This window comes from Paenibacillus sp. J22P277, from assembly GCF_059383675.1.
In genome coordinates this window covers 580137-600459 of record NZ_JBXENS010000005.1, presented here as the reverse complement: position 1 = coordinate 600459, position 20323 = coordinate 580137, and the positions used below count along the sequence as shown (strand labels likewise).

Here is a 20323-nt window from a genome sequence, read left to right as displayed (position 1 = left end):
TCTCGGTTACTCGGCGCGATACGGCAGTGTGAACGCAAAAAAGAGATCGCCCCTTCAATCCCGGGACGATCTCTTCCGCGGCGCGTTGGAACCTTAGAATAATCCCTCGCGAAACGGCGTAACGAGCGATTGGTACGCAGCCTGCCGCCCCTCTTCCAGCTTGCCGATATACCCCTCCCGCCAAGCGGCCGCGGCTTGGACTTTCTCCGTCAGCCTCTCGGCCAATTGCGGGTCGTCCGAGGCGACGATCCAATCCGCGAGGTCCAAGCCATGCATCAGATCGAAGCTCTTGAACCGGTAACCGATGCAGACGAACGGAACTTTCGCCGCCGCGGACAGCAGGTTGGCATGGAGCTTGAAATTGATCGTCGCGGCGAATCCGGCCAGCAGCCGCACGTAATCCGCGGCAGGATAAACCTTGGGATCGAACGTCACGCGATCGTCGCGGCCAAGCTTGCCGTACAGCCTCGCCAGCGCCTCCCGGTCCGGCCCCCAGAGCGAATACAGATGGAGCCTGTACCCGAGCGCAAGCAGCGAGCGGCCCGTCTCCGCGAGCAGGTCCTCCACCCGCTCCTCGCTGCCGCCGTAAAGCCGGTTATAGGTGGTGCCCCAATTGATGCCGATCGTCGGAGACTGTCCGTCGGCGCGTCCGGCCGGCTGCGGCGCATATCCGGCATGCAGCGCGTTCATCAGCATCGCGGAATCTCCGCTGATGGCCAGATGCTTCGGCAAGGCGCCTAGCGAGGCGATATACGCCTTCGTCCATGGCCCTCGAATTCCGCAATAGACGCTGTGCTCCATCACGGCCTTCAGCTTAGAGCGATACGCCTCGCTTTCATCGGCCGTTTCCGGCGCGAGCCGCCCGTCCGGCGACGGCGCCCATCGGTGAAGCCGGTCATGCCCGCTGCCCCAGATCATGACGGTCTTGCCGAGCTCCAGCGCATCATGCACCAGATCGACATAGCCCGGGATGATCAGCGATCCGCCGCCGAGCACGATCGTATCGTACTCGCCTACTTTCTTCCACTCCACTTGCGGCAGCGAGGGGATGACGAGATACTCTTCATCCTTCAGGTGAGCGTCCGCCATCGCCCGAAACATCTCCCACATCCATTCATCCCCCAGGTTGTTGAAGCCGATCCATCCTAGATACAACACCTTTCGCATTCGTCGCGTTCACTCCATTCCTGTCAAGTCATCGGAAGCAGTCATTGTACAACTGCTTCATCTGAAGCGCTTTGTCGCGGATATGAAAATTCGCCCGCGCCCATGCCTGCGCTTGCCGGCCCGTCTCCTCCAATCGGTCGTCGGAAGCGAGCGCTTCGCGGATCGCCTCGCCGATCAACTGTTCGGAGGGACGCTCCTTGGAGTCATGGTCGCCGAAATAATACCGCCACGCCTCGTCATGCGCGGCCTGGTCTACGAGGCCGAAATAACCGTGATTGCCGATGGCCAGCACGGGCTTGCCGCATGCCATCGCCTCCAGCGCTACCCGTCCGGTCCCGACGACGAGATCGCCCAAATTGTAGTAATCGCGCATTTGCATCTGACTGCCTACCAGATGGACGAAGGGCGCGCCGCATTCGCGGTTCGCCGTCTCGGCCAGCTCGGCTATGGCGGCAGCTTGGCTGCCCGAACCCGCGATCACCACATGGAGCGGAATCGTGCCGTCTAACCGAATCGTCCGCGCGGCCCGCACGAGCATCGCGCATACCGTTGCCTTGTCCCAAGCGAGACGCGACGCATAGACCACCACCTTCTCCCCGCCCGGGATGCGAAGGCCGGCCCGCAGCGCCGCGGACGAGTCGGCGCGGTATTGCTCAAAATCGATGCCGTTCGCGATCACCCGCGACGGAATGCCCTGACAGTCCAAATAAGCCTGTACCGGAAGGCTCACGCTGATGAAGGCGCAACCGGCAGCCTGCATCAGCTGCAGCTGATCCGGCGGATAGTAGGCGCCATGCACCGTAAACACGACGGGAATGCCCAGTTTCCTTGCCGCTTTCGCCGCATGCAGGCCGGACGGCGTTTGGTGGACGTGCACCAGATCGATTTTGCGGCTGCGCATGATCTGCGCAAGCGCGCGCTCCGCCTGCTCCTGGCGCGCCGGCTGCAGCAGCTGCTCCGCCGACAGCTCCACGCGGTGGATCGGACAGCCCGCGCGGGCAAAGGCATCATACATCGCGCCGGTTCCGCCCGCGTAGACCGGCATGACGCCGAGCGACGGGAAAGCTTTCACCAGGCTCAGCACATACGTTTCCGTGCCGCCGACGGCCAAGCTGTCCATCACCATCAGCAGCCGGATCCGGTTACGCGTCATGGCCGTGCTCCTTCTTCGATTTGCCGAAATAGTTGCGCGAACGCTGCTTCTGATGCTTGCGGTAGTAATACAGCACCTCCCGCAGATTGTCCACGTTCCTCGCGCCCGAGTGGATCACTTTCGCGATGAATTCGTAATCCTCCGCGCCTTCGATGCGACGCGTATGTCCGCCGATGCGATCGAACACCGATCCGCGGAACATCACGGTTCCGTGACAGATGCAGTGCCCGCCGTCGGCGTATACCTTCCCGATCTGCTCGCCGTATTTGAGCCAATACACCGGCATCCTTCGTTCCGGCTGCCCGTCCTCGAACACTTCGTAGTTCGTGCCGAGCAGCTCGATCTGCGGATTGTGGTTCAGATGACGAACCTGCCTTGCCAGCCGCTCCGGATGCGACAGGTCATCGGCATCCTGGATGGCGATATACTCGCCTTTGGCCAGATACATCCCCGCCGTAATGGCGCCGGCATAGCCCGTATTGCGCGGCAGCCGCAGCAAATTGATGCCATTGCCCTCCCGAAGCAGCGGTTCGTTGACGTTAAGCCAATTCACGACATGTTCGTAGGACCCGTCCGTGGATGCATCGTCGACGAGAATGAGCTCCCAGCTCGCGTAGGTTTGATCGAGCAGGCTCGTCAAGCATTCCTTCAGATAAGGAAGCTTGTTATAGACCGTAATGACCACGCTGACCAGTCCCGGCACGCGTTGATACGACATGTTGCCTCTCCTCCCTTATCTTCCATCATCGTTACAGCAAGCGAATATAAGAAATGAAGCGCAGCTGAATGATCGCATAGCTGCCGCTCTCATAACCGAAAATCTCCGACGTGCGGAGCGTCACCGATGCCCCGTCTACCGACACGAGCGTGCCTTGAATCGTTTCCAGGGCGCTCGCGATCTGAACTTCTTTATTGACGAGCGATTGCAGCTCTTCGATCATCGCTCCACCTGCTTTCCCGTTAGTTGAAAGGCGACCAGCTGTTCCAGCGGCACCAAGACGCTTGTCCCCCCATGCTCGCGCACGGCCAAATAATCGGCGCCAACCTTCGCGATCGTCCCTTCCACGATCCCGGCCGGGGTTAACAGCTCGGCCGGTTTGCCTGCGTGCGGCTCGAAGATTTGCCCCAGTTTATGCAAGGCGTACGCACCGGCATCGCGCTGCGCCGCCAGTCCGATCGATGCCAATTCCTCTCGTATCGACTGACGCAGCTCTGCGATCAGCGCCGATGCGTCAAGCGAGTCCGATGCCGGCGGCCGCGCTCCGTTCGGCGGCGGCAGCAGACGAGCAAGCCCGTCGAAATATTCTTTCAGCTCTCTCTCGTTTACGATAATCTTCATCGCTCTTCCATCCTCCTCTTCCAGACGGAAACTTCTCGTCTCCATCCTTACTAACGTATACAGACGGCAGGAAGAACGATCAGGTCATTCCACCAGCCGAACCGAAATGTTCGTTTGCTGCTGCAAGACAAAAAGGACACCGTTCCAGGTGCCCGTGACAGATAAATCGCGGATCATTGCCGCCGTTCAAAGGTTAAACGGCAGATAGCGCCATATATAATTTTCTAATATTATATTGTTTAAAATATAATTGACCAATGCTTATTTTGGAGGTATACTCAAACCTGAGAGATACAAAGTACACAACTTAATTTTAGGCAATATAAAACGAGAGGATGAGGTATCATGTCCATTTACGATTTTGAAGTCAGAACGGTCAAAGGCGAAGCCAAATCGCTCCGCGAATACGAAGGCAAAGTATTGCTGATCGTCAACACGGCCAGCAATTGCATGTTCACGTCGCAATACAAGGAGCTTCAAGAGTTGTATGCCAAGCACAAGGACGAAGGCTTCGAAATTCTGGGCTTCCCTACGAACCAGTTCGGCAGCGGCGAGAAACGCTCCAACGAAGACATTCACAGCTTCTGCGAAATCAATTTCGGCGTCTCCTTCCCGCTCTTCGAGAAAACCGAAGTGAACGGCGACAATGCCCACCCCTTGTTCCAACATCTGAAAAAATCCGCTCCGGGCGTGCTCGGCTCCAAATCGATCAAATGGAACTTCACCAAGTTCCTCGTCGACCGCAGCGGCAAGGTGCTGAAACGGTTCGGTTCCACCGAGAAGCCGTCGGAGCTGGAAAAAGACGTAGCCGGCCTGCTGTAAACCGGCCGCTCGCCAAACAAAGGAGCAATCGCGCAGATCCCTTCTGCCGATGGCTCCCTTTTGGCGTTGCGGTCGCGTTACGTTCCGACGCATATCCACTTGAATTCTCGCTTCCCGCAGCTTCGTCTTTCTCGACCTCATGCCGAAATAAAAAAGAGAGGCGTCGGATCGCCTCTCTTTCCGTTTAATTGCCCATTCCGCCTTCATCTGCGCCTTCATTCGCGTCCCGTTAACACCTGGGCATCCTTCAGCAGCTTCTGAACGGCCGCCAGCGTCTGCACGTAATTCTCTTCCGTCTTGCAGAGCTCGACGAACAGGTTCCGCGATACGTCCTTCAGCTGCGCTTCCAGCGCCGCGCCCTTCTCCGTCAAGCCGATCTCGACTTTCCGTTCGTCCTCGATCGAGCGTTTGCGGTCGATCAGCTTTGCTTCCTGCAGCCTTTTCAACAATGGCGTCAACGTGCCGGTATCGAGCAGCAGCTTGTCCCCTAGGGCCGTGACCGTCGTATTCCCGTGCTTCCATAGCACGACCATGACCAAATATTGCGGATAGGTCAGGCCGAATTGATCCAGGATCGGTCGATACAGCCGCGTGAGTTCACGGGAGGCTGCGTATATGGAGAAGCAAAGCATGTCATCGAGTTCCATTTCCATTGGACGGGATACCTCCTTCGCTCGTATTCGGATATCGTCGTTCTATTATATAATTTTTCATTAAATTTTGCACAAGTTAATTTTGTCATCAATTTTATTGATCTTTCGGCATGCATGTCGCCGGCTACGAGGCGGATAATAAAAAACAGCCCGAAGGCTGCTTTTTACACGAGTATCGCTTTCCAAGATGCTTCCAACACCTGTTGAACCTGCGTCTCGTTCATGGGGTATTTCTCAATGTAGAGCCCCTTCAGGATCGAAGAAATGATGCCGTGAATCAACTGATGGCAGAGATGCGAATCCATTTCCTTGATAATCCCCTGCTTCTGGCCCTCGACGATCAGGGATAAGATCACTTCTCCCGAATTGTGCGCATCGTCCATGTTCCGCAGCTCCGACGAGATATACGGCGAAAAGGAATAGCTGTCGATGAACAGAAATTCCTTGGGAAAATCGATGCCGAATTTCAGCCGATTGAGCTGAAGACGCTTGAATCGCTCGTATAAGCCGGCTTGCGGATCAAAATCCCGCAGCAGGTATTCCCCCATGAGCATGCGGGCATCTTTATAGACGGCATTCACGAGCTCTTCCTTATTCGCGAAATAATTGTATATCGTGCCGGACCCTACGTTGGCCCGTTTGAACAACTTGGAGAACGTAACCGATTGCAGCCCTTCCTCGTGAATCAATGCAAGCGTCGCATCCATAATGTCTTTTTTCTTGCTCATCCGCCCCACCTCTTGAGCTTAACTTTAGTATCATAAAGCAGCCCATGTCAAGTTCGGCGAAGCAAGCATGGAAGACCCGCAAGTGACGCCGCGGCTGCCTTCGTCCATCTCGCGGGGTCCGGTTCACGATGATTATTAACGGGATTAAATGTTGATCGCTTTATGCTCGACGTACGCGCCCAGCCCGACGACGCCGAACTCGCGGCCGATGCCGCTCGCTTTGAAGCCTCCGAACGGTGCTTCGTAGGATGCCGGTGCGCCGTTGACGATGAAGTAGCCCGTCCGGATTTGGCGGGCGATGTCGAGACCATGCTCGAGCGTGCCGGACCATACTCCGCCCGACAGGCCGAGCGGCGAATCGTTCGCGATGCGCACGGCGTCGGCTTCATCCTCGTAAGGAATGACGACCAGGACCGGCCCGAAAATTTCTTCCCGGGCAATGCGCATGCCGTTGTTCACGTCCGCGAACACCGTAGGCTTGACGTAATAACCGCCCTCCAAACCCGCAGGAACGTCAGCTCCGCCGGTAACCAGGCGCGCGCCTTCTTGAATGCCCAGTTCGATGTAGGATTGAACGCGTTTCTGCTGATCGGCTCTGACCATCGGTCCGATGAACGTCGCGGAATCCGCAGGATCCCCCACCGCAAGACTTTCCGTCATGACCTTCAGCAGCTCAACGGCCTCTTCATAACGTTTCTTGGAGACGAGGACGCGGGTATGCGCGATGCAGCTTTCCCCGTTGTTGACGAATGAAGTATACTTCAAACCTTGAATCGCGGCTGCCAAGTCCGCGTCGTCCAATATGATCGTCGCGGATTTGCCGCCCAGTTCCAAGCTCACGCGCTTGAGCTGTTCGCCCGCGATCGACGCGATCCGGCGACCGGCACCGGTCGAGCCGGTAAACGCGATTTTGTCGACGCCGGGATGAGAGACCAAATATTCGCTGGTTTCGCGGCCGGCCGGAACGATGCTGACGACGCCATCCGGCACTCCGGCCTCGGCGAAGATCTCCCCGAGCAGCAGCGCGTCGATCGACGTTTCGGGCGATGCTTTGAGGATGACCGCCGAGCCGGCCAGCAGCGCGGGAATCATTTTCGCGAGCGCCGATTGATGCGGCGCGTTCCAGGGAATGATCGCGGCGACGACGCCGACGGCTTCTCGGCGAATAATCGGACCTTTGCCGCCGTTCAAGTTTTCCTCCCAACCGTACGTTTCCGCGGCGCGAAGGTAAGCGTTCGTCTGTTCGGCCAATGAATGCTGCACCCCGTTCGTAAACCAATAAGGCGTGCCGTTCTCGGACGTAATCAGGGCGGCGATCTCATCGGCGCGGGCTGCATGCAGCTCGTTGAATCGCGCAATGACGGTTTGTCGCTCGCTTGGCTTCATTTTCGGCCAAGGACCGTTATCGAAGGCATTTCGGGCGGCTGCGACGGCCAGATCGATGTCTGCCGGGGAAGCTTGTGCCGCGCGCCCGACGACGGATTGGTCATGAGGGGAACGAATCTCAAGTCGTTCTCCGTGAACAGGAGCTTTCCATTGACCGCCGATAAATAGTTTGTCGTAAATTTTCATGTTTTAGTCTCCTCTTGTTTTATGAAATTGGAATACATATTCTAATATTTAATGACAGTAATTAAGTGGTGTTCGCAGTGATTATTCCATCATTCCTAGTGAGTTTGGCTAATCACCTCGATTCAATTGGAATGTTTGTTCCATAGCCATTGTAGCTTCTCCCTGCCGTCCAGTCAATAACTTTCGGAATGAATGTTCCAAGAAATTAATCCCACTATCGTCGCCTACGTCTTCGTAATGGTCGAGGAGGATTCGCAACGCTTCCTCGACATTGTCGGAAGCCAAGCAGTAATGGGATGCGCGGTTGGCGCGCAGGATGGCCGAAGGTTTCGCTTCGGCCGGTGGATCCGCCGCTACCGCAACGGCGCTCGAGAAGCGTACGTTGTGATTGGCCGGCTGCTTGATCGCAGCTCGCGCACGAAAAGCATAGGGGCGACTGTCGTATAAGACAGCCGCCCCTATGCTCGTTAGCCCGTGCTATGTTGATCCTAATTTGGCGAGCTCAGCTCCTCCGGACCCATAAGTCCCATCGGTCTCGCGAAGAACGGTTCATCTCCGCTCAGCCTTCGTTATGCTCGCATACGCATTTTATGAACTCATTGATCACCAGCGCATGTTTATGCTTGGATTTGAAGCCGATCAATAAATCGTTGCGCACCGTCATATGTTCGAATATCCGCTTCCAACCCGACGCAGCCGACTGGCGGCACTCCAGCATATAAGTCGGCAGCAGACTCACCCCCGCGCCTTCCGCGACCGCTTTTAAAATCAAGTTCAAGCTTGGAATGACATGAACCGGATTAATGAGCGGCCCTTTCTTGAAAAACTCTCTCCAATATCTTCGAATGATGGGAAGTTCGAGACCGTAGCTGATCCATCGCTGCTCCGAAAGCCAGCTCTCCATATCCTTCAGCAGCTTGAATTCCGGCACGACCGTATCGGCCGGCGCCACGATGACGAAGTTTTCTTCCATTAACCGCACGTATTCGATGCCGGGCGTCATATACTTCCTGGTCGTTAAGATGATATCCACGCGATCCGCCTTGAGAAGCTCCAGCAAGTGATCCGCATCACCGAAATACGTGATGGTATTCCATTCCATGCAGGATAGATGAGCCATGACTTTCTCCGTAAACAGCTCCTGCGTCGTGCCGATTCGGATCGTCTTCATGGTTGGAGACAGATGCAGCTTCAATCCCATCGTCTTTTCTTCCAAGGACTCGATATGCGGCGCAAGATGGGAATACAGCTGCTTCCCGCGTTCTGTGGGGACGAGCTTTCGCGAGGTTCGCGTGAACAATTGTTCGCCGACTTCGGCTTCGAGGGATGCGAGATGCTGGCTCATTGCCGGCTGGGTCATGATCCGGGTCTTGGCGGCCTCCGATACGGAATTGTGTTTATAAATGGCGATAAAGCTTCTGTACCATTCAAAATCGACCATGGCTGCTCCTTCTTCTTTAATAATGCATCATTGCTTCTTCATGAAAGAGACGCTATTCATTTTCAGAAATAGTCAGACAAACGCGCTTTACGATCCATCAACGGGTATGAAATTATTGTAAGGTTTTCACACAAATACAACAAATTATGAAATAACGAACCGCGTATAAAATAATTTATTGCAAGTTCGGTCCGAGGCGACCGTTGATCGGGAACCGGTCCGTAGCCATACAGTACCATTGCGAACCGGCGGATTGAAGTACCGTTATGTTAGGGGGGGAATAACCAACCGTTATGGGGGAGGCTGTGCCATTCGAATAATGCGATGCGATTCAACTGCGGAAACGGCATAACAAAGAACCTTGAAGGCGTATCCTCCAAGGTTCTGCTGCCGTGCATGCGCCAGGCCGTGCTGCCCGCCGCATGCAAATCCCGGTGCATTCAGTTCATGCCGAGGTTCCGAGGCGCGATCATCGATTCAGATCTTTGAAGCCAATGCCGTACACGCCCGGAATCTCCGTTTCTTTGCCGAGCTTCGTTGCCGCTTCCAACGTCCAGTACGGATTGCGAAGCATCCCTCTCCCCACGGCGACGAGATCGGCGTCTTCGTTGCCGATCACGGCGTTGGCGAGCGATGGCTCGTCCAAACGCCCGACCGCGATAACCGGAACGTCCAGCTCCTGCTTGATCGCCCTTGCCATCGGCACTTGATACGCGACATGCGTACCCGGCCTGCCGTGCGCAAGGATAGGTCCTTCGCCGCCGGAGCTTACGTGGAACATGTCCACGCCGGCCTCGCGATAGGCTTTCGAGAAGGCAACGCTCTCTTCGATGCCATACCCGCCTTCTACGTATTCCCGGGCCGAGACGCGCATGAGCAATGGCATGCCGTCCGGCAGCGCGCGCTTGACGGCGCGCACGACTTCGACGCCGAACAAAGTCAAATCCTTGCCGTACGCATCCGTGCGTTTATTCGTGTAAGCCGATTGAAACTGATGGATCAGGTAACCGTGCGCGGCATGGATCTCGACCGTATCCACTCCTGCTTTGACGGCGCGTTCGGCAGCCACGCGGAATTTGTCCACCATTGCCTTCGCTTCGTCCGTCGTCAGCTCTCTTGGCGTTTTGGAGTTCTTGTCGAACGGGATCGCGGACGGCGCGACCGGAACGTCGGCATCCTGGGCTTTGCGTCCCGCATGGGCGATTTGGACGCCTACTTTCGCGCCGTAACGATGGCAGGCATCGACGATGCGCTTCAGCGGCGAGATCTGATCGTCGCACCACAGTCCGAGATCGTTGTCCGTGATGCGGCCGTCCGGCTCGATATCGGACATCTCGATCATGATGAGCCCCGCTCCGCCGACAGCGCGGCTGACATAGTGAACGTAATGCCAGTCCGTCGCGATGCCGTCTTTATTTATGACTGCGTATTGACACATCGGCGGCATGACGACGCGGTTTTTCAAAGCAAGGTTTTTAATTTGAAACGGATGGAATAAATGCTTCAAGCGCTCTCCTCCTTCAAAACAAGTATACGAAGACTATTGTTTGCCTCGGCAACGCTTATCACTCATTAGATAACCCGGATTATCGTCATGAATAGACGATGCTGCTTTAATCGCAAGCGAATCCGTCCGCTTTTCCTTTACGCGTTGGTCACGTAGTTAGGACGCACGTAGGCTCGCATGAAGCCGGCGCGGATGTAGTTGCAATAAGACTTGTTCTGTTCCTCTTGTCCTTCGGGCGGTTGTCCGGTTTCCGCGGTGAACCCGGTCACGCCTGCAGCGATGCCATCGGCCAGCCGTTGTTTGATTAACGCATTTTGAGCGCCCCTGCCGCGATAATCGGATAGTGTCGCGTCTACTCCGAGCCAAGCCCAGTTATGATCGGCGAACATTGCTCCGCATGCTACGGGGATATGACCCTCGTAGGCCACGTACACATGCCATTTCGGCCGTCCGACCAGCGCGGAAAGCCATCCGATGATCGGCACCGGCAATCCGAATCCGGCTTGCGCGACATAACCGAAGTCCGTCGCATGATGCGGCTCAAGTCGCCTTACCTCGAGCGTGGTTGCCTTGGGATGCTCCTCCGCAGGCGATGCATCGCGGTAATGCTTGGCCCAACCGTTGCCGGCGCGCTTCAGGCCTCTTGCTTCGATCCACGCCCCTATCGTCTCGGGGGACGCGGTCGGCGCCACCTGCAGCGCATTTGAAGGAGAAGCATGTTCGTTCAGCCATGCAATCGCTTGATCCAATCCCGCCTCGCTGGCGGGCTCGTCGACCCCGATTCCGAGAACGCGATTGAATTCCGCGATCGGCGTGCCGTGATCGGCAAGGGCGATGCTCGTTCCCAAGCGCGCAGAAGAAAGCTTCGAACTTTGAATATAGTTGTCCGGTGCGGCGGCGTACATATCGAACCAAGCCTCGCGCTCTACCTTTTCGATCGCAAGACGGACATGATTCTCTAAGGCAGCATTCATTGCGTCTCTCTCCGTTCCATTTCGATTTGCCGGATGCAAGCTCCGCACATGCTAAGTCTAAGTTCCCGTCGAGCAGACAACAAATCACGAAATACAAGATTACCCATAAATTTATTTATCGCTTATCATGATCTTCGCTTCACGTCGGCGTTCCAGCTGGGGCTGCGAACGGTTCGGCTATGAAATTATTATGAAGGGGCCGCATTTTCGTAATTTGTTATCATCGGGCGGATACGGTCTACAATTACATCGTGAAGTCTAGTATCATCCGTATCCGAGCGAGATGGGACAGCGCGATACCGCGCGCTCGGATTCCGGGAGGACGTTACGATCGGTCTTTTTCCGGGATGATGGAGGCCGACATTCGGACAAGCGGGGATTTTGGCCGGTTAATCAATTAAGTGCAGCAGCTGTTTGCTGACGGTTTCATCGCGCGTGATGATCGAGATCTGACGGCTCGCGCCGAAATCCGATATGGGAATGGCTTTGGTCGTGTCCTTCTTCTGGATGATAAAGATTTCGGGCAGGATCGATATGCCCAAATTGGCATGGATGAACCCAAGGATGCTCTGTCCCAGCTCGATTTCCAAGGCGATATTCAGCTCTTCGCCTCTGGCGGCAAACTCCTCTTGAACCAGCTTGCGTATGTCGCAGCCTTCGGGCAGCATCACGAAGGTCTCGTTCTTGATCTCGTCGAACGACACCTCCGATTTATTCCCGAATACGGGATGGTCGACGTTAACGAACAGATAGAACATCTCCGTAAATACGGGGGTCGAATAAAAGGCATGCTTCACGCCGCTATCGTCGAACAAGGCGGCATCGATCGTGCCGTCTTCCATATTGGTCAGCAGGTCGAAAAAACAATTAAAGACGCGCACCTTAATCTCTAGTTTGGCCATTGCCTGCTGATTGACCGCCATTCGGCCGGGGAGAAAGATCGTCGCGATGCTGGGCCAAGAGCCGATCGTCAGGTCGGCTTTTCCCTCGTCCTGGTTAAACGCGATTTCCCGTCGCATCGCGTTCACTTCGTTCAGGATGTTCTTGCTTTTATCAAGCAAGATTTGACCGGCCGGCGTCAGCGTCACGCCGATGGACGAACGCATCAATAACTGGGCGCCCAGTTCGACCTCCAGGTTGCGGATCTGCTTGCTTAATGCAGGCTGACTGATATGCAAGGCTTCGCTCGCTTTCGTCAAGCTCTTCGTTTCCGCCGTTTGCCGAAAGGCCTCCAACCAATCTATCCTCATTTTCATCCCCCATTACTTTTGGTTATTCCCCACCAAACTTAGCGGAAGTACAATCCGCGTTTGCCGCGTGTTACAGTATGCCTACAGCAAGTACGCGTCAAAATGCTGCGTTGCGGGACGCAACGAACGATTTTGGCGCTATCGGGCTGTTCACGTAAATTTTCCGTTTGGAGGGACTTACAGTGACAACGCGTATTTTAATGGTCGTAACGACGGCCGACAAAATGAATGCCGATGAACGAACCGGCTTATGGTTGTCGGAATTCGGAGAGGCGTACATCGCTTTCCGCAATCAAGGTTATGAAGTTACGGTCGCAAGCCCCTTAGGCGGGCAAGCGCCGATCGATCATAGAAGCTTGGAAGGCGCGTCTCAAGAAATGCTGGATACCGCCGATTATCTGACGGACACGATTCCGCTGGATGCCGTAAACGACATTCATGCCTATGCGGCCATCTTCCTCCCGGGCGGGCATGGAACTATGTTCGACATGCCTGACAACGCCCTGCTGCAATCGATGATCCGCACGCTGTACGAAGTCGGCAAAACGGTCGCTGCCGTATGCCACGGTCCGGCTGCCTTCGTCGGCGTGAAATTGTCCGACGGTCGTTCGTTGGTAACCGGCAAAACGATCGCCGCGTTCACGGACGAGGAAGAGCTGGAAACGACATTAGACAGATTTATGCCATTCCTGCTGGAAACGCGGCTTCGCGAATTGGGCGCCCGTCTCGTAACGGCACCGAACTGGACGAATAACGTCCAAGTCGACGGGAATCTCATTACGGGCCAAAATCCGCAATCCACGGAAAGCGCCGCCCGGGAAGTCATTCGCCAATTATCGTAACTGCCCTTAGATTTCCCTTGAATGTTCGGCCTATTCATTTCGAATTTCGGCTGAAATCACGCTAGATGGAAGGAATATTGCCGTGGAAATTATCACGATCGTTGCCGTCCTGAAGGGCCGCGCAGGGAACGCGAAGCAGCTCCGGGACGAATTGCTCCAAGTCGCGGCGGCTTCGCGCGCCGAAGATGGCTCTTTGGATTATGCGGTGCATGAAAGCCATGCCTATCCGGAGCAGTTCGTATTATACGAAACGTGGAAGAACGAGGCCGCCCTTGAGCAGCATCTCGCTTCGCCCCATTACCTGACGTACCGCAAAGCCATCGAAAAATGGATCGACAGCCGGGAAGTATTCCGTCTGAACACACTCTCGAGATAACCACAGGAGGCCAAAACAATGACAACCGAACTCGCAAGCGTACAACACGTGATGAAACGCTGGAAAATGCACCGCAATGCTTTGCTCGAACTGGTCGCGGTATTGCCCGAATCAGGCGGATCGTGGCGCCCTTGGGACGGCGCGATGACGACCGTCGAGCTGGTGCACCACTTGGCCATGACGCCGGACTTCTTTTTTTCCGCCATCGAAGAACGCGATATGATCGTCCCGCCGGTTCCGTCGACGCTGACCGAAGCTCGCGAGCTGCTGAATCGGCTGACCGAGGAACATGAACGGAAGCTGGCCTCTTATACGGAAGCCGATCTGCGCAGGGAAGCGACCATTCCATCCTTTCGCGTCACGGAACCGATCGAGGAAATTCTGCATCGCTTGATCGGACACGAGGCGCATCACAAAGGCCAACTGTTCGTCTATGCCCGCATGCTTGGCGCGGTTCCCCCGTTCTATACCGATTTAACGGTATAATCAAGGCGTATAACGTCTATACTCGGATGCGCTGCATGGCGCACAAACGCAAAGAGCCGGCCCGATCAATCGGGCCGGCTCTTTTTTATATGATATTCAAGTCGTTGGACATACGCTTGCCATCGGCGTTGTGCCGGTGTGCCGCGAATTATTCTTCCGAGAATAACGATGCCGTCGAGCTTGCGATTACTTTGTTCGGCACCCGTTCGAATAACGGGCTTACCGACTCCTGCTTATGAATTTGACTGATGGCCTCGCCAAATAACGGCGCCACGGAGACGAGTTTGATTTTCGGCGAATGAATCAGATGGGGATTCTCCACGGAGTCCGTTCCGATCACCATTTCGATCGCGCTCGCTTCGATTTTTTTCACGGCCGCTTCATTGATCAACAGATGCGACAAACAGGCGATAATGCGTGTTGCCCCCCGCTCGATCAAGCATTTCGATAATTCCACGATCGAGCCGCCCGTGAGCGAGAAGTCGTCGATGATGACCGCGGTTTTCCCCTGTACGTCTCCGATGATCTCCAAGATTTCCGCTCGTTCGTTGTGGTGCTTTCTGGTTTTATCCCCGATGGCAATCGACGTGCCCAGGTAATCCGCGTATTTTCTCGCTTGCTTGGCAAACCCGGCATCCGGCGAGACGACTACGGGATCGGATAGATTCATCTGCAGGATAGCCTCCGACAGGACGGGCAAGGCAAAGAGATGATCCACGGGCTTCTTGAAAAAACCTTGAATTTGATGGCTGTGCAAATCCATCGTCACGACGCGATCGGCTCCGGCCAGCTCGATGGCTTCGGCGCACACTCGCGCTCGGATGGACACGCGGGGCTCGTCCTTTTTGTCGCCCTTGGCATAGCTGAAGTAAGGCATGATCACGGTCACGGAGTTGGCGCTCGCCCGCTTGAAGGCATCGACCCAAAAGAGAATTTCGACGAATTCGTTGTTGGGGTTCAAGCCGATCGATTGGACAAGGTAAATATCCTTGCCGCGGACGGTCTCGTTGATCCGCACGAAGGTGTTCCCTTCCGAGAAGGTCATCGCCTCGGATTGCCCCAATTCAATGTCCAGATAGTCGCAAACTTTCTTGGCGAAGGGTTTCCCGGAACTCCCCGCAAAGACTTTAATCCCGGCATTTTTCATCGATGCACCGTCCTTATGAATAGCTTCGACGCGAATGCAAGCGTCGTCGATTCCGCTTCAAGCAGCTCGATCACCCTCGACGCGCGAAGGTCGGTACTTCAATCCCTTTCGAACTCATTTTAACACAAATGTTCATCTGATACGGAATCACGATGGAACGGCGAGCCGGCGCCGACACGACCTCTTACATCACGCTCAGCGCGGCTCCGATCGCCCCGCAATACTCCCCGTTGTCGGGAAACAGCGGCGTGCCTCCGCGCAAAACGGTGTACGCCCGCACGACGTCCTTCAACGGCTCGTTGCGGAAGAACGACGATCCGATGTAAACAATGGACGACATCCCGCCTTGACCGGCTGCCAGGACGCTGGTCGTCGCGACCGTTTCCCCGACGAGGCCGACTACCGAAGCGAGCAGATCCGCTTTCGCGATATCGTCCACGTTTTCGCGCAGGAACAGCTTCGCGAAATTGCTCGCCGTCAAGTCTCCCGGAATCGGAGGCTCCGCGCCGGCGTAAATATCGCTCACCTTCAAGTCGACGCCGCTGCGCGTCCCGGCCTGCGCCAACGCGACGATTTCCTCGAAGTCCGTCAATCCCGTCAACAACCGGGACAGTCCCATCAACGTTCCGCCGCCGACGCCGGTACCCCCGATTCGCGCGTGCCCGCCTGGATGCACGCGGTGGATCGAGGTGCCGGTCCCGACGTTCGTCAGTACGTAAGCATGCGTATCGACAACCTCGCCGAGCAAATAATCCGCGCCTTTCATCGTCGCCGCGAATTCCGCGATGTCCGTCACCGGCTTGTCCGTCATTGCCTTCAGCTGCGCGCTTTTGCCGCCCGTCACGCATACGCGCGCGTCCCGGAGTCCGCCGACCCATGCCGAGATCGCGTCCAGCTCTTGCACCGGCGCTTTGCGGAGCTCGGGCCCTCCTTCCGGTCCCATGCAGGCGATCTTGATCAAGGTGCCTCCCGCATCGATTCCGATCTTTTTCATCACCGATCGCCACGCTTTCTGTTCGCTTCACTATTTTCCGAGCCGTGTTTCCCTATCAGATCTTTCGAGCCGTCATCCTTGTTCATAGTATATGCCCTGCGTGAACGGCGTCAAACTCGCTTATGCGCTTGCAAGGCTATGCCGCTGGTCATTGCGGCAATACGCCAATAACACCGCGAAAGTCCAACGTTTCGCGGTGTTAATTGTTAACCTCATTAAATTATTTATTCCAAGTCTTCTCCCGCCGCTCGGCGGGCGATAAAAACGAATTCCAGACCCGGGCGATCCGGAGCATCGCGAATGGCTTCGACAGCGAAGTTCGCGGCGAACAAAGAATCCATGATCTCGGACGGGCTGCGGAACCTTAGCGTGGAATCCGAAGTCAGCACCGCCCCGTCGCCGTGAAAAACGAATGTATGCCGAAACGTCACCAGCGGCAGCCGCACGTCAAGGAGTTCCGTCCACGACTCTATCCTTCCGATATCGGGAACGTCGATCATCTGATAGGTTTGCTCGCGATTCCAATTCTTCCATGCTTCCATCGAAGGATCCCGGACCTCGAATACAAGCCGTCCCCCTGGCTGGAGAGCCTCGCTGCATGCATGCAGCGTCGACAGCCACTCTTCGTCGGTAACGAAGACTTGCGCGACGTTGCCGGTCATCGCGATGAGATCCGCTTGCAAGCCGGCAAGCATGGCCGTCGTTCCATGCAGCCATCTAACCCGCTCGGCGTACGGTTTCCTTCTCGCGACGTCGAGCGAGGCAAGCGCGGGATCGATCCCGACGACGTCCTTGCGGCGAGCCGCGAGCCGGCAGGCAAGATTGCCCGTACCGCACCCGAGGTCGATGACGGCTTGCGCGCCGAACTCCTCCGTCATTGCGATATAGGGGTCCAGATCCGGACGTTCCGACGAATCAAACCAATCATAAACGTCTGCAAGCCGCGGTTCTTCAAAGATTTTATCGGCCATAACGATACCTCCTCCAGCCAAACCGTTTCTTAAAAGCCAGATAGCCAATAATCGATGTCTTCACTACTCATTTCAAAATGCAACCCCATATTACCATAATCAGCATTGAATATCCCCGTCTTCCACTGCAAAAGCGATATCGCTTCATCCATTCAAAACGACACAGAACGCGGCAGATCCAGAGACGAACCCCGTGTCCGTTAGCTTACGACGACGGTCATCGTCCCGCCCGCGGTTGCGCCCGCGGCGTTGATCAGTTCGCTGCGGGCTTTTTGCCTATTGCATTTTGCCTATTGCAAGCACGGCGCGGCATTGCTATTCGATAAACCGGCAGACGTAGTTGATTCCCGTCAACGGGAGCGGTTCCCGGTTGAGCCGCAGCTCGATCAGCGTCGTCGTGAACGGGTAAAAGAATTTGACTTCGCTTTCGCCAAGGAGGCCGGTAAGGTCCAGCTTGGCATGCCACGTTCCTTTGTCGCCGTATACATCCGCATCCGCCGTCGCCGCGTTGGTGAATCCGTGATACGTGACGAGCGACGACCCGGAGGACGCGATGACGGTCAACGACAGGCTCTCCAGGGACCCGGGATCCAGCTCGTCCAGGTTGACGTGGAAGTTCCGCAGGCTGGAGTCCCCGCTATACGTGTGCACGTCGACATCGAAGCACTCGAGCTCCTCGTGTACGCCGTCGTTTCGCTTGCCTTCCAGCTGGATGTAATAGTCCCGGATCGGATCCCCCCGTTCGTCCGTGGCCCGGATCAGAAACTGCTGCCATTTGGTAAGTTCCGAGATGACGTCGCGCGTGCGCCCCTCGGCGTCTTTCAACCAATTCCGGTGCGCTTGCGCGTCTTCCACCCCCAATGCGGCGCGGACCATATCGACCAACGCTTCGGATGGCTGCCCAATGATCGAACCGTGGTCCGCGCCCCGAATCGGAAACATCGGAACGTCGATATTGCTCCAATTCGAAAACGAGATGCGGTTATCGACCTTATTGTTCGTCAGATCGACTTTGATCTTCCGGACGTTCAATCCGCAGCCCGCCATTCTCACCGTCCCGTCCGTGCCGGGATCGGTGATCAGCTTCCGGATGCCGCCATATCCCTCGGTCCCGCAGAAAATATACACATACGGCGTATCGCCGTGAGAGCCGTAATACGGCAGCGCGCCGAACAGATCCTTCTCGGCAAGGTCCCACGTAAACCGGCTTCCCAACTCCAGCGCGTCCAACACGCGGTCGCCCGCTTCGAGAAAATCGGGTCCGAGCTCTTTTCGCCCCTTGAAAACGCCGCCGAACCAGCTCCGGCCCTTGTGCGCCAGCGGCGACCCGAACGTTGCCGGCGCCAGGCCGATCAGATGCTTCAACCGGTCCCGCCGCTTCGAATAGACGGCAAGCCAGGAACGGAGGACCAGCATCCCGGTGGAATGCACGATCGCGTCGAACGGCTCGTCGTCCTTCAGGCCGATTCGTTCCCGGAGGGCACGGTCGAACCCTTCGGCAATGTCCGGGACGGTCACCTCGTTGGTCAGCGTCTCATAGGAACAGACATGGATGTTCCGACGGTCGCAGCCCCGCTCGGTTAACTTATCGACCCATGCGCGAAAGGATTCTCCCTTATCGGAGTAGCCATGAATCAAGACAATCGGCCGCTGTGTCATGGGCACCTCCATGAATTCGAATTCGTTTCTTTGACGGACTTGGTTTCGTTAACGATAGTAATAGATTTTTTCCGTTTGACCGTCGAACGACGCTTGGCCGCCAAGCAATTCGGCAGCCGCCCGGACGCCGATATAGGTGCTGCCGTCGATCACCTTGAACGCCGTGACCGCTTTCCCCGCCACATACGGCTTGGCCTCCGCCGCGTTCCATTCCACGGACACGCCGAGCGCCTCGGCCAGTTGACGCAGCGGCAGATACCCATGGCCGTCGATCAACCGCCCGTGAGCGGCAAGCTTATCGTTGACGACGATCTTCACGGCGTCTTCGACCGTCTGATCGGTCTCGGCCGGCATGCCGGCGCATTTGTCGAAGAACGCTTGCTCCATCGCGTTGACGTCGACGTTCCCGCTGATGCCGGCAACCGCTCCCTCGCTCGTATACTGAAACACCGCCCATTCCGACCAGGTGCCGTTGGCCATCGGCCGGTCGGTATTGTAGTGCGCAATCCACAGCGGCCATTTGCCGAGCGGTTTCCGCAGATTCGTTTTCGCAAAGCTCGCGCCTGTATAGAGCATCGCCGGATGGCCCGTAAGCTTCTCGACCGTTTCCAGCCATTCGACGCACCATGCCGTCAACTTCTCGTCGGGAACGTTCCCCGCTTCTCCCTCGACATCCAGCACGTGCGGGAAGTCGGCCTTGTATCCCGCTGCCGAATCCACGAAGTTGGCCGCCTCTTTGGCAGCGTCGTTCAGCTCCGGATGGGCGTAATGATAGAAACCGATCCGTAATCCTGCCGCCGAAGCGCCTTGGACATTCGCGAAAAATCGCGGGTCATGGCCCGATCCGCCCTCCGTTGCCTTGATGAATACGCCGGCGACGCCGTCCGCCTTCGCCTTTGTCCAATCGATCTTTCCGCGGTCGTTCTGATGATGCGATACGTCGATGACCTTTAGATTCGTTGCCGTTCTGGCTTGCATTGGCTTGCTCCTTTGCTTCGAATTGCTAAACGCTGATCTTAGCGCAGCTGACAGAACTTTATCTCTTGAAAAATAATTTTCTTATCAAGAAATAATTATGAATAATGTATAAATATTTAGCAATATGGCTATTTACCTATGTAAATTTTTATAATTATACCATTTATTATAAATAAATTTATGAAAAACAATGTTTACATTAAGATTTTTATACACCGCCACGGTGACCGACCTTCGTCCCCGAATGGATGCGGCTGCGTATGC

The 20323-nt window shown here is 56.0% G+C and carries 21 protein-coding genes; 4 read left to right on the top strand and 17 right to left on the bottom strand.

The features are described from left to right. Positions 1–93 precede the first annotated feature (93 nt). Genes AC50YL_RS19825 through AC50YL_RS19805 form a run of 5 tightly spaced genes read right to left on the bottom strand, consistent with a single transcriptional unit; the run spans position 94 to position 3659 of the window. On the bottom strand, positions 94–1167 hold the full coding sequence (locus AC50YL_RS19825; RefSeq protein WP_494834136.1) for a polysaccharide pyruvyl transferase family protein: 1074 nt from the start codon (positions 1165–1167) through the stop codon (positions 94–96). 28 nt (positions 1168–1195) lie between these two features. Then, a complete protein-coding gene (locus tag AC50YL_RS19820; RefSeq protein ID WP_494834134.1) occupies positions 1196–2320 on the bottom strand; it encodes a glycosyltransferase in 1125 nt (374 codons plus the stop codon). After that, on the bottom strand, positions 2310–3038 hold the full coding sequence (locus AC50YL_RS19815; RefSeq protein WP_494834133.1) for a glycosyltransferase family 2 protein: 729 nt from the start codon (positions 3036–3038) through the stop codon (positions 2310–2312). Before AC50YL_RS19815 ends, AC50YL_RS19820 begins: the two co-directional genes overlap by 11 nt. Positions 3039–3069: 31 nt before the next feature. After that, on the bottom strand, positions 3070–3261 hold the full coding sequence (locus tag AC50YL_RS19810; protein ID WP_494834132.1) for a hypothetical protein: 192 nt from the start codon (positions 3259–3261) through the stop codon (positions 3070–3072). Then, positions 3258–3659, bottom strand: a complete 402-nt coding sequence (locus tag AC50YL_RS19805; RefSeq protein WP_494834130.1) for a hypothetical protein — start codon at positions 3657–3659, stop codon at positions 3258–3260. The genes AC50YL_RS19810 and AC50YL_RS19805 overlap by 4 nt, the downstream gene beginning before the upstream one ends. A 345-nt stretch (positions 3660–4004) precedes the next feature. Between AC50YL_RS19805 and AC50YL_RS19800 the strand changes: the two genes are divergently transcribed. Beyond that, on the top strand, positions 4005–4481 hold the full coding sequence (locus AC50YL_RS19800; RefSeq protein WP_494834129.1) for a glutathione peroxidase: 477 nt from the start codon (positions 4005–4007) through the stop codon (positions 4479–4481). Between the two features lie 215 nt (positions 4482–4696). Here AC50YL_RS19800 and AC50YL_RS19795 read toward each other — a convergent pair whose 3' ends face one another. From AC50YL_RS19795 to AC50YL_RS19765, 7 genes are all read right to left on the bottom strand, one after another. Continuing rightward, positions 4697–5134 (bottom strand): MarR family winged helix-turn-helix transcriptional regulator, encoded by a 438-nt coding sequence (locus AC50YL_RS19795; RefSeq protein ID WP_494834127.1) that lies wholly within the window; start codon positions 5132–5134, stop codon positions 4697–4699. A 164-nt stretch (positions 5135–5298) separates the two neighbouring features. Further along, on the bottom strand, positions 5299–5862 hold the full coding sequence (locus tag AC50YL_RS19790; RefSeq protein ID WP_494834126.1) for a TetR/AcrR family transcriptional regulator: 564 nt from the start codon (positions 5860–5862) through the stop codon (positions 5299–5301). A gap of 144 nt (positions 5863–6006) precedes the next feature. After that, the gene (locus AC50YL_RS19785; protein ID WP_494834125.1) at positions 6007–7434 is read right to left on the bottom strand and encodes an aldehyde dehydrogenase; all 1428 of its coding nucleotides are present in this window, start codon (positions 7432–7434) and stop codon (positions 6007–6009) included. Positions 7435–7993: 559 nt separating this feature from the next. Beyond that, entirely contained in the window at positions 7994–8875 is an 882-nt protein-coding gene (locus AC50YL_RS19780; RefSeq protein WP_494834124.1) for a LysR family transcriptional regulator, read from the bottom strand. Positions 8876–9344: 469 nt separating this feature from the next. Next, entirely contained in the window at positions 9345–10382 is a 1038-nt protein-coding gene (locus AC50YL_RS19775) for an NADH:flavin oxidoreductase/NADH oxidase (protein ID WP_494834123.1), read from the bottom strand. A gap of 137 nt (positions 10383–10519) precedes the next feature. Then, positions 10520–11356, bottom strand: a complete 837-nt coding sequence (locus AC50YL_RS19770; RefSeq protein WP_494834122.1) for a GNAT family N-acetyltransferase — start codon at positions 11354–11356, stop codon at positions 10520–10522. A 389-nt stretch (positions 11357–11745) separates the two neighbouring features. Beyond that, positions 11746–12606: a LysR family transcriptional regulator gene (locus AC50YL_RS19765; RefSeq protein WP_494834121.1), complete on the bottom strand. Its 861-nt coding sequence runs from the start codon at positions 12604–12606 to the stop codon at positions 11746–11748. A 182-nt stretch (positions 12607–12788) separates the two neighbouring features. Here AC50YL_RS19765 and AC50YL_RS19760 point away from each other — a divergent pair, with 182 nt between their 5' ends. The 3 genes from AC50YL_RS19760 (at position 12789) to AC50YL_RS19750 (ending at position 14310) form a co-directional block, all read left to right on the top strand. Beyond that, complete coding sequence (locus AC50YL_RS19760) at positions 12789–13448, top strand: type 1 glutamine amidotransferase domain-containing protein (protein WP_494834120.1); 660 nt, start codon at positions 12789–12791, stop codon at positions 13446–13448. An 82-nt stretch (positions 13449–13530) separates the two neighbouring features. Beyond that, positions 13531–13824, top strand: a complete 294-nt coding sequence (locus AC50YL_RS19755) for a putative quinol monooxygenase (RefSeq protein WP_494834119.1) — start codon at positions 13531–13533, stop codon at positions 13822–13824. Between the two features lie 18 nt (positions 13825–13842). Then, positions 13843–14310 (top strand): DinB family protein, encoded by a 468-nt coding sequence (locus tag AC50YL_RS19750; protein ID WP_494834117.1) that lies wholly within the window; start codon positions 13843–13845, stop codon positions 14308–14310. A gap of 148 nt (positions 14311–14458) precedes the next feature. Here the strand turns inward: AC50YL_RS19750 and AC50YL_RS19745 are convergent, their stop codons facing one another. From AC50YL_RS19745 to AC50YL_RS19725, 5 genes are all read right to left on the bottom strand, one after another. Continuing rightward, positions 14459–15457: a ribose-phosphate diphosphokinase gene (locus AC50YL_RS19745; protein ID WP_494834116.1), complete on the bottom strand. Its 999-nt coding sequence runs from the start codon at positions 15455–15457 to the stop codon at positions 14459–14461. 184 nt (positions 15458–15641) lie between these two features. Further along, a complete protein-coding gene (coaW, locus tag AC50YL_RS19740; RefSeq protein WP_494834115.1) occupies positions 15642–16451 on the bottom strand; it encodes a type II pantothenate kinase in 810 nt (269 codons plus the stop codon). 224 nt (positions 16452–16675) lie between these two features. After that, positions 16676–17422 carry a class I SAM-dependent methyltransferase gene (locus tag AC50YL_RS19735; RefSeq protein ID WP_494834114.1) on the bottom strand — a complete coding sequence of 249 codons (747 nt, stop codon included), beginning with the start codon at positions 17420–17422 and terminating at the stop codon, positions 16676–16678. A 315-nt stretch (positions 17423–17737) separates the two neighbouring features. Then, on the bottom strand, positions 17738–19081 hold the full coding sequence (locus tag AC50YL_RS19730; protein ID WP_494834113.1) for an esterase/lipase family protein: 1344 nt from the start codon (positions 19079–19081) through the stop codon (positions 17738–17740). Positions 19082–19129: 48 nt separating this feature from the next. Further along, entirely contained in the window at positions 19130–20059 is a 930-nt protein-coding gene (locus AC50YL_RS19725; RefSeq protein ID WP_494834112.1) for a GH25 family lysozyme, read from the bottom strand. Positions 20060–20323: the final 264 nt, after the last annotated feature.

Excerpts from the sequence above, each read along its gene's own strand:
- AC50YL_RS19735 (WP_494834114.1), bottom strand. The coding sequence starts at position 17,422 with ATGGCCGATAAAATCTTTGAAGAACCGCGGCTTGCAGACGTTTATGAT.
- AC50YL_RS19770 (WP_494834122.1), bottom strand. The coding sequence starts at position 11,356 with ATGAATGCTGCCTTAGAGAATCATGTCCGTCTTGCGATCGAAAAGGTA.
- AC50YL_RS19820 (WP_494834134.1), bottom strand. The coding sequence starts at position 2,320 with ATGACGCGTAACCGGATCCGGCTGCTGATGGTGATGGACAGCTTGGCC.
- AC50YL_RS19800 (WP_494834129.1), top strand. The coding sequence starts at position 4,005 with ATGTCCATTTACGATTTTGAAGTCAGAACGGTCAAAGGCGAAGCCAAA.
- AC50YL_RS19825 (WP_494834136.1), bottom strand. The coding sequence starts at position 1,167 with ATGCGAAAGGTGTTGTATCTAGGATGGATCGGCTTCAACAACCTGGGG.
- AC50YL_RS19790 (WP_494834126.1), bottom strand. The coding sequence starts at position 5,862 with ATGAGCAAGAAAAAAGACATTATGGATGCGACGCTTGCATTGATTCAC.
- AC50YL_RS19780 (WP_494834124.1), bottom strand. The coding sequence starts at position 8,875 with ATGGTCGATTTTGAATGGTACAGAAGCTTTATCGCCATTTATAAACAC.
- AC50YL_RS19815 (WP_494834133.1), bottom strand. The coding sequence starts at position 3,038 with ATGTCGTATCAACGCGTGCCGGGACTGGTCAGCGTGGTCATTACGGTC.
- AC50YL_RS19745 (WP_494834116.1), bottom strand. The coding sequence starts at position 15,457 with ATGAAAAATGCCGGGATTAAAGTCTTTGCGGGGAGTTCCGGGAAACCC.
- AC50YL_RS19730 (WP_494834113.1), bottom strand. The coding sequence starts at position 19,081 with ATGACACAGCGGCCGATTGTCTTGATTCATGGCTACTCCGATAAGGGA.
- AC50YL_RS19795 (WP_494834127.1), bottom strand. The coding sequence starts at position 5,134 with ATGGAAATGGAACTCGATGACATGCTTTGCTTCTCCATATACGCAGCC.
- AC50YL_RS19750 (WP_494834117.1), top strand. The coding sequence starts at position 13,843 with ATGACAACCGAACTCGCAAGCGTACAACACGTGATGAAACGCTGGAAA.
- AC50YL_RS19725 (WP_494834112.1), bottom strand. The coding sequence starts at position 20,059 with ATGCAAGCCAGAACGGCAACGAATCTAAAGGTCATCGACGTATCGCAT.
- AC50YL_RS19805 (WP_494834130.1), bottom strand. The coding sequence starts at position 3,659 with ATGAAGATTATCGTAAACGAGAGAGAGCTGAAAGAATATTTCGACGGG.
- coaW (WP_494834115.1), bottom strand. The coding sequence starts at position 16,451 with ATGAAAAAGATCGGAATCGATGCGGGAGGCACCTTGATCAAGATCGCC.
- AC50YL_RS19785 (WP_494834125.1), bottom strand. The coding sequence starts at position 7,434 with ATGAAAATTTACGACAAACTATTTATCGGCGGTCAATGGAAAGCTCCT.
- AC50YL_RS19765 (WP_494834121.1), bottom strand. The coding sequence starts at position 12,606 with ATGAGGATAGATTGGTTGGAGGCCTTTCGGCAAACGGCGGAAACGAAG.
- AC50YL_RS19810 (WP_494834132.1), bottom strand. The coding sequence starts at position 3,261 with ATGATCGAAGAGCTGCAATCGCTCGTCAATAAAGAAGTTCAGATCGCG.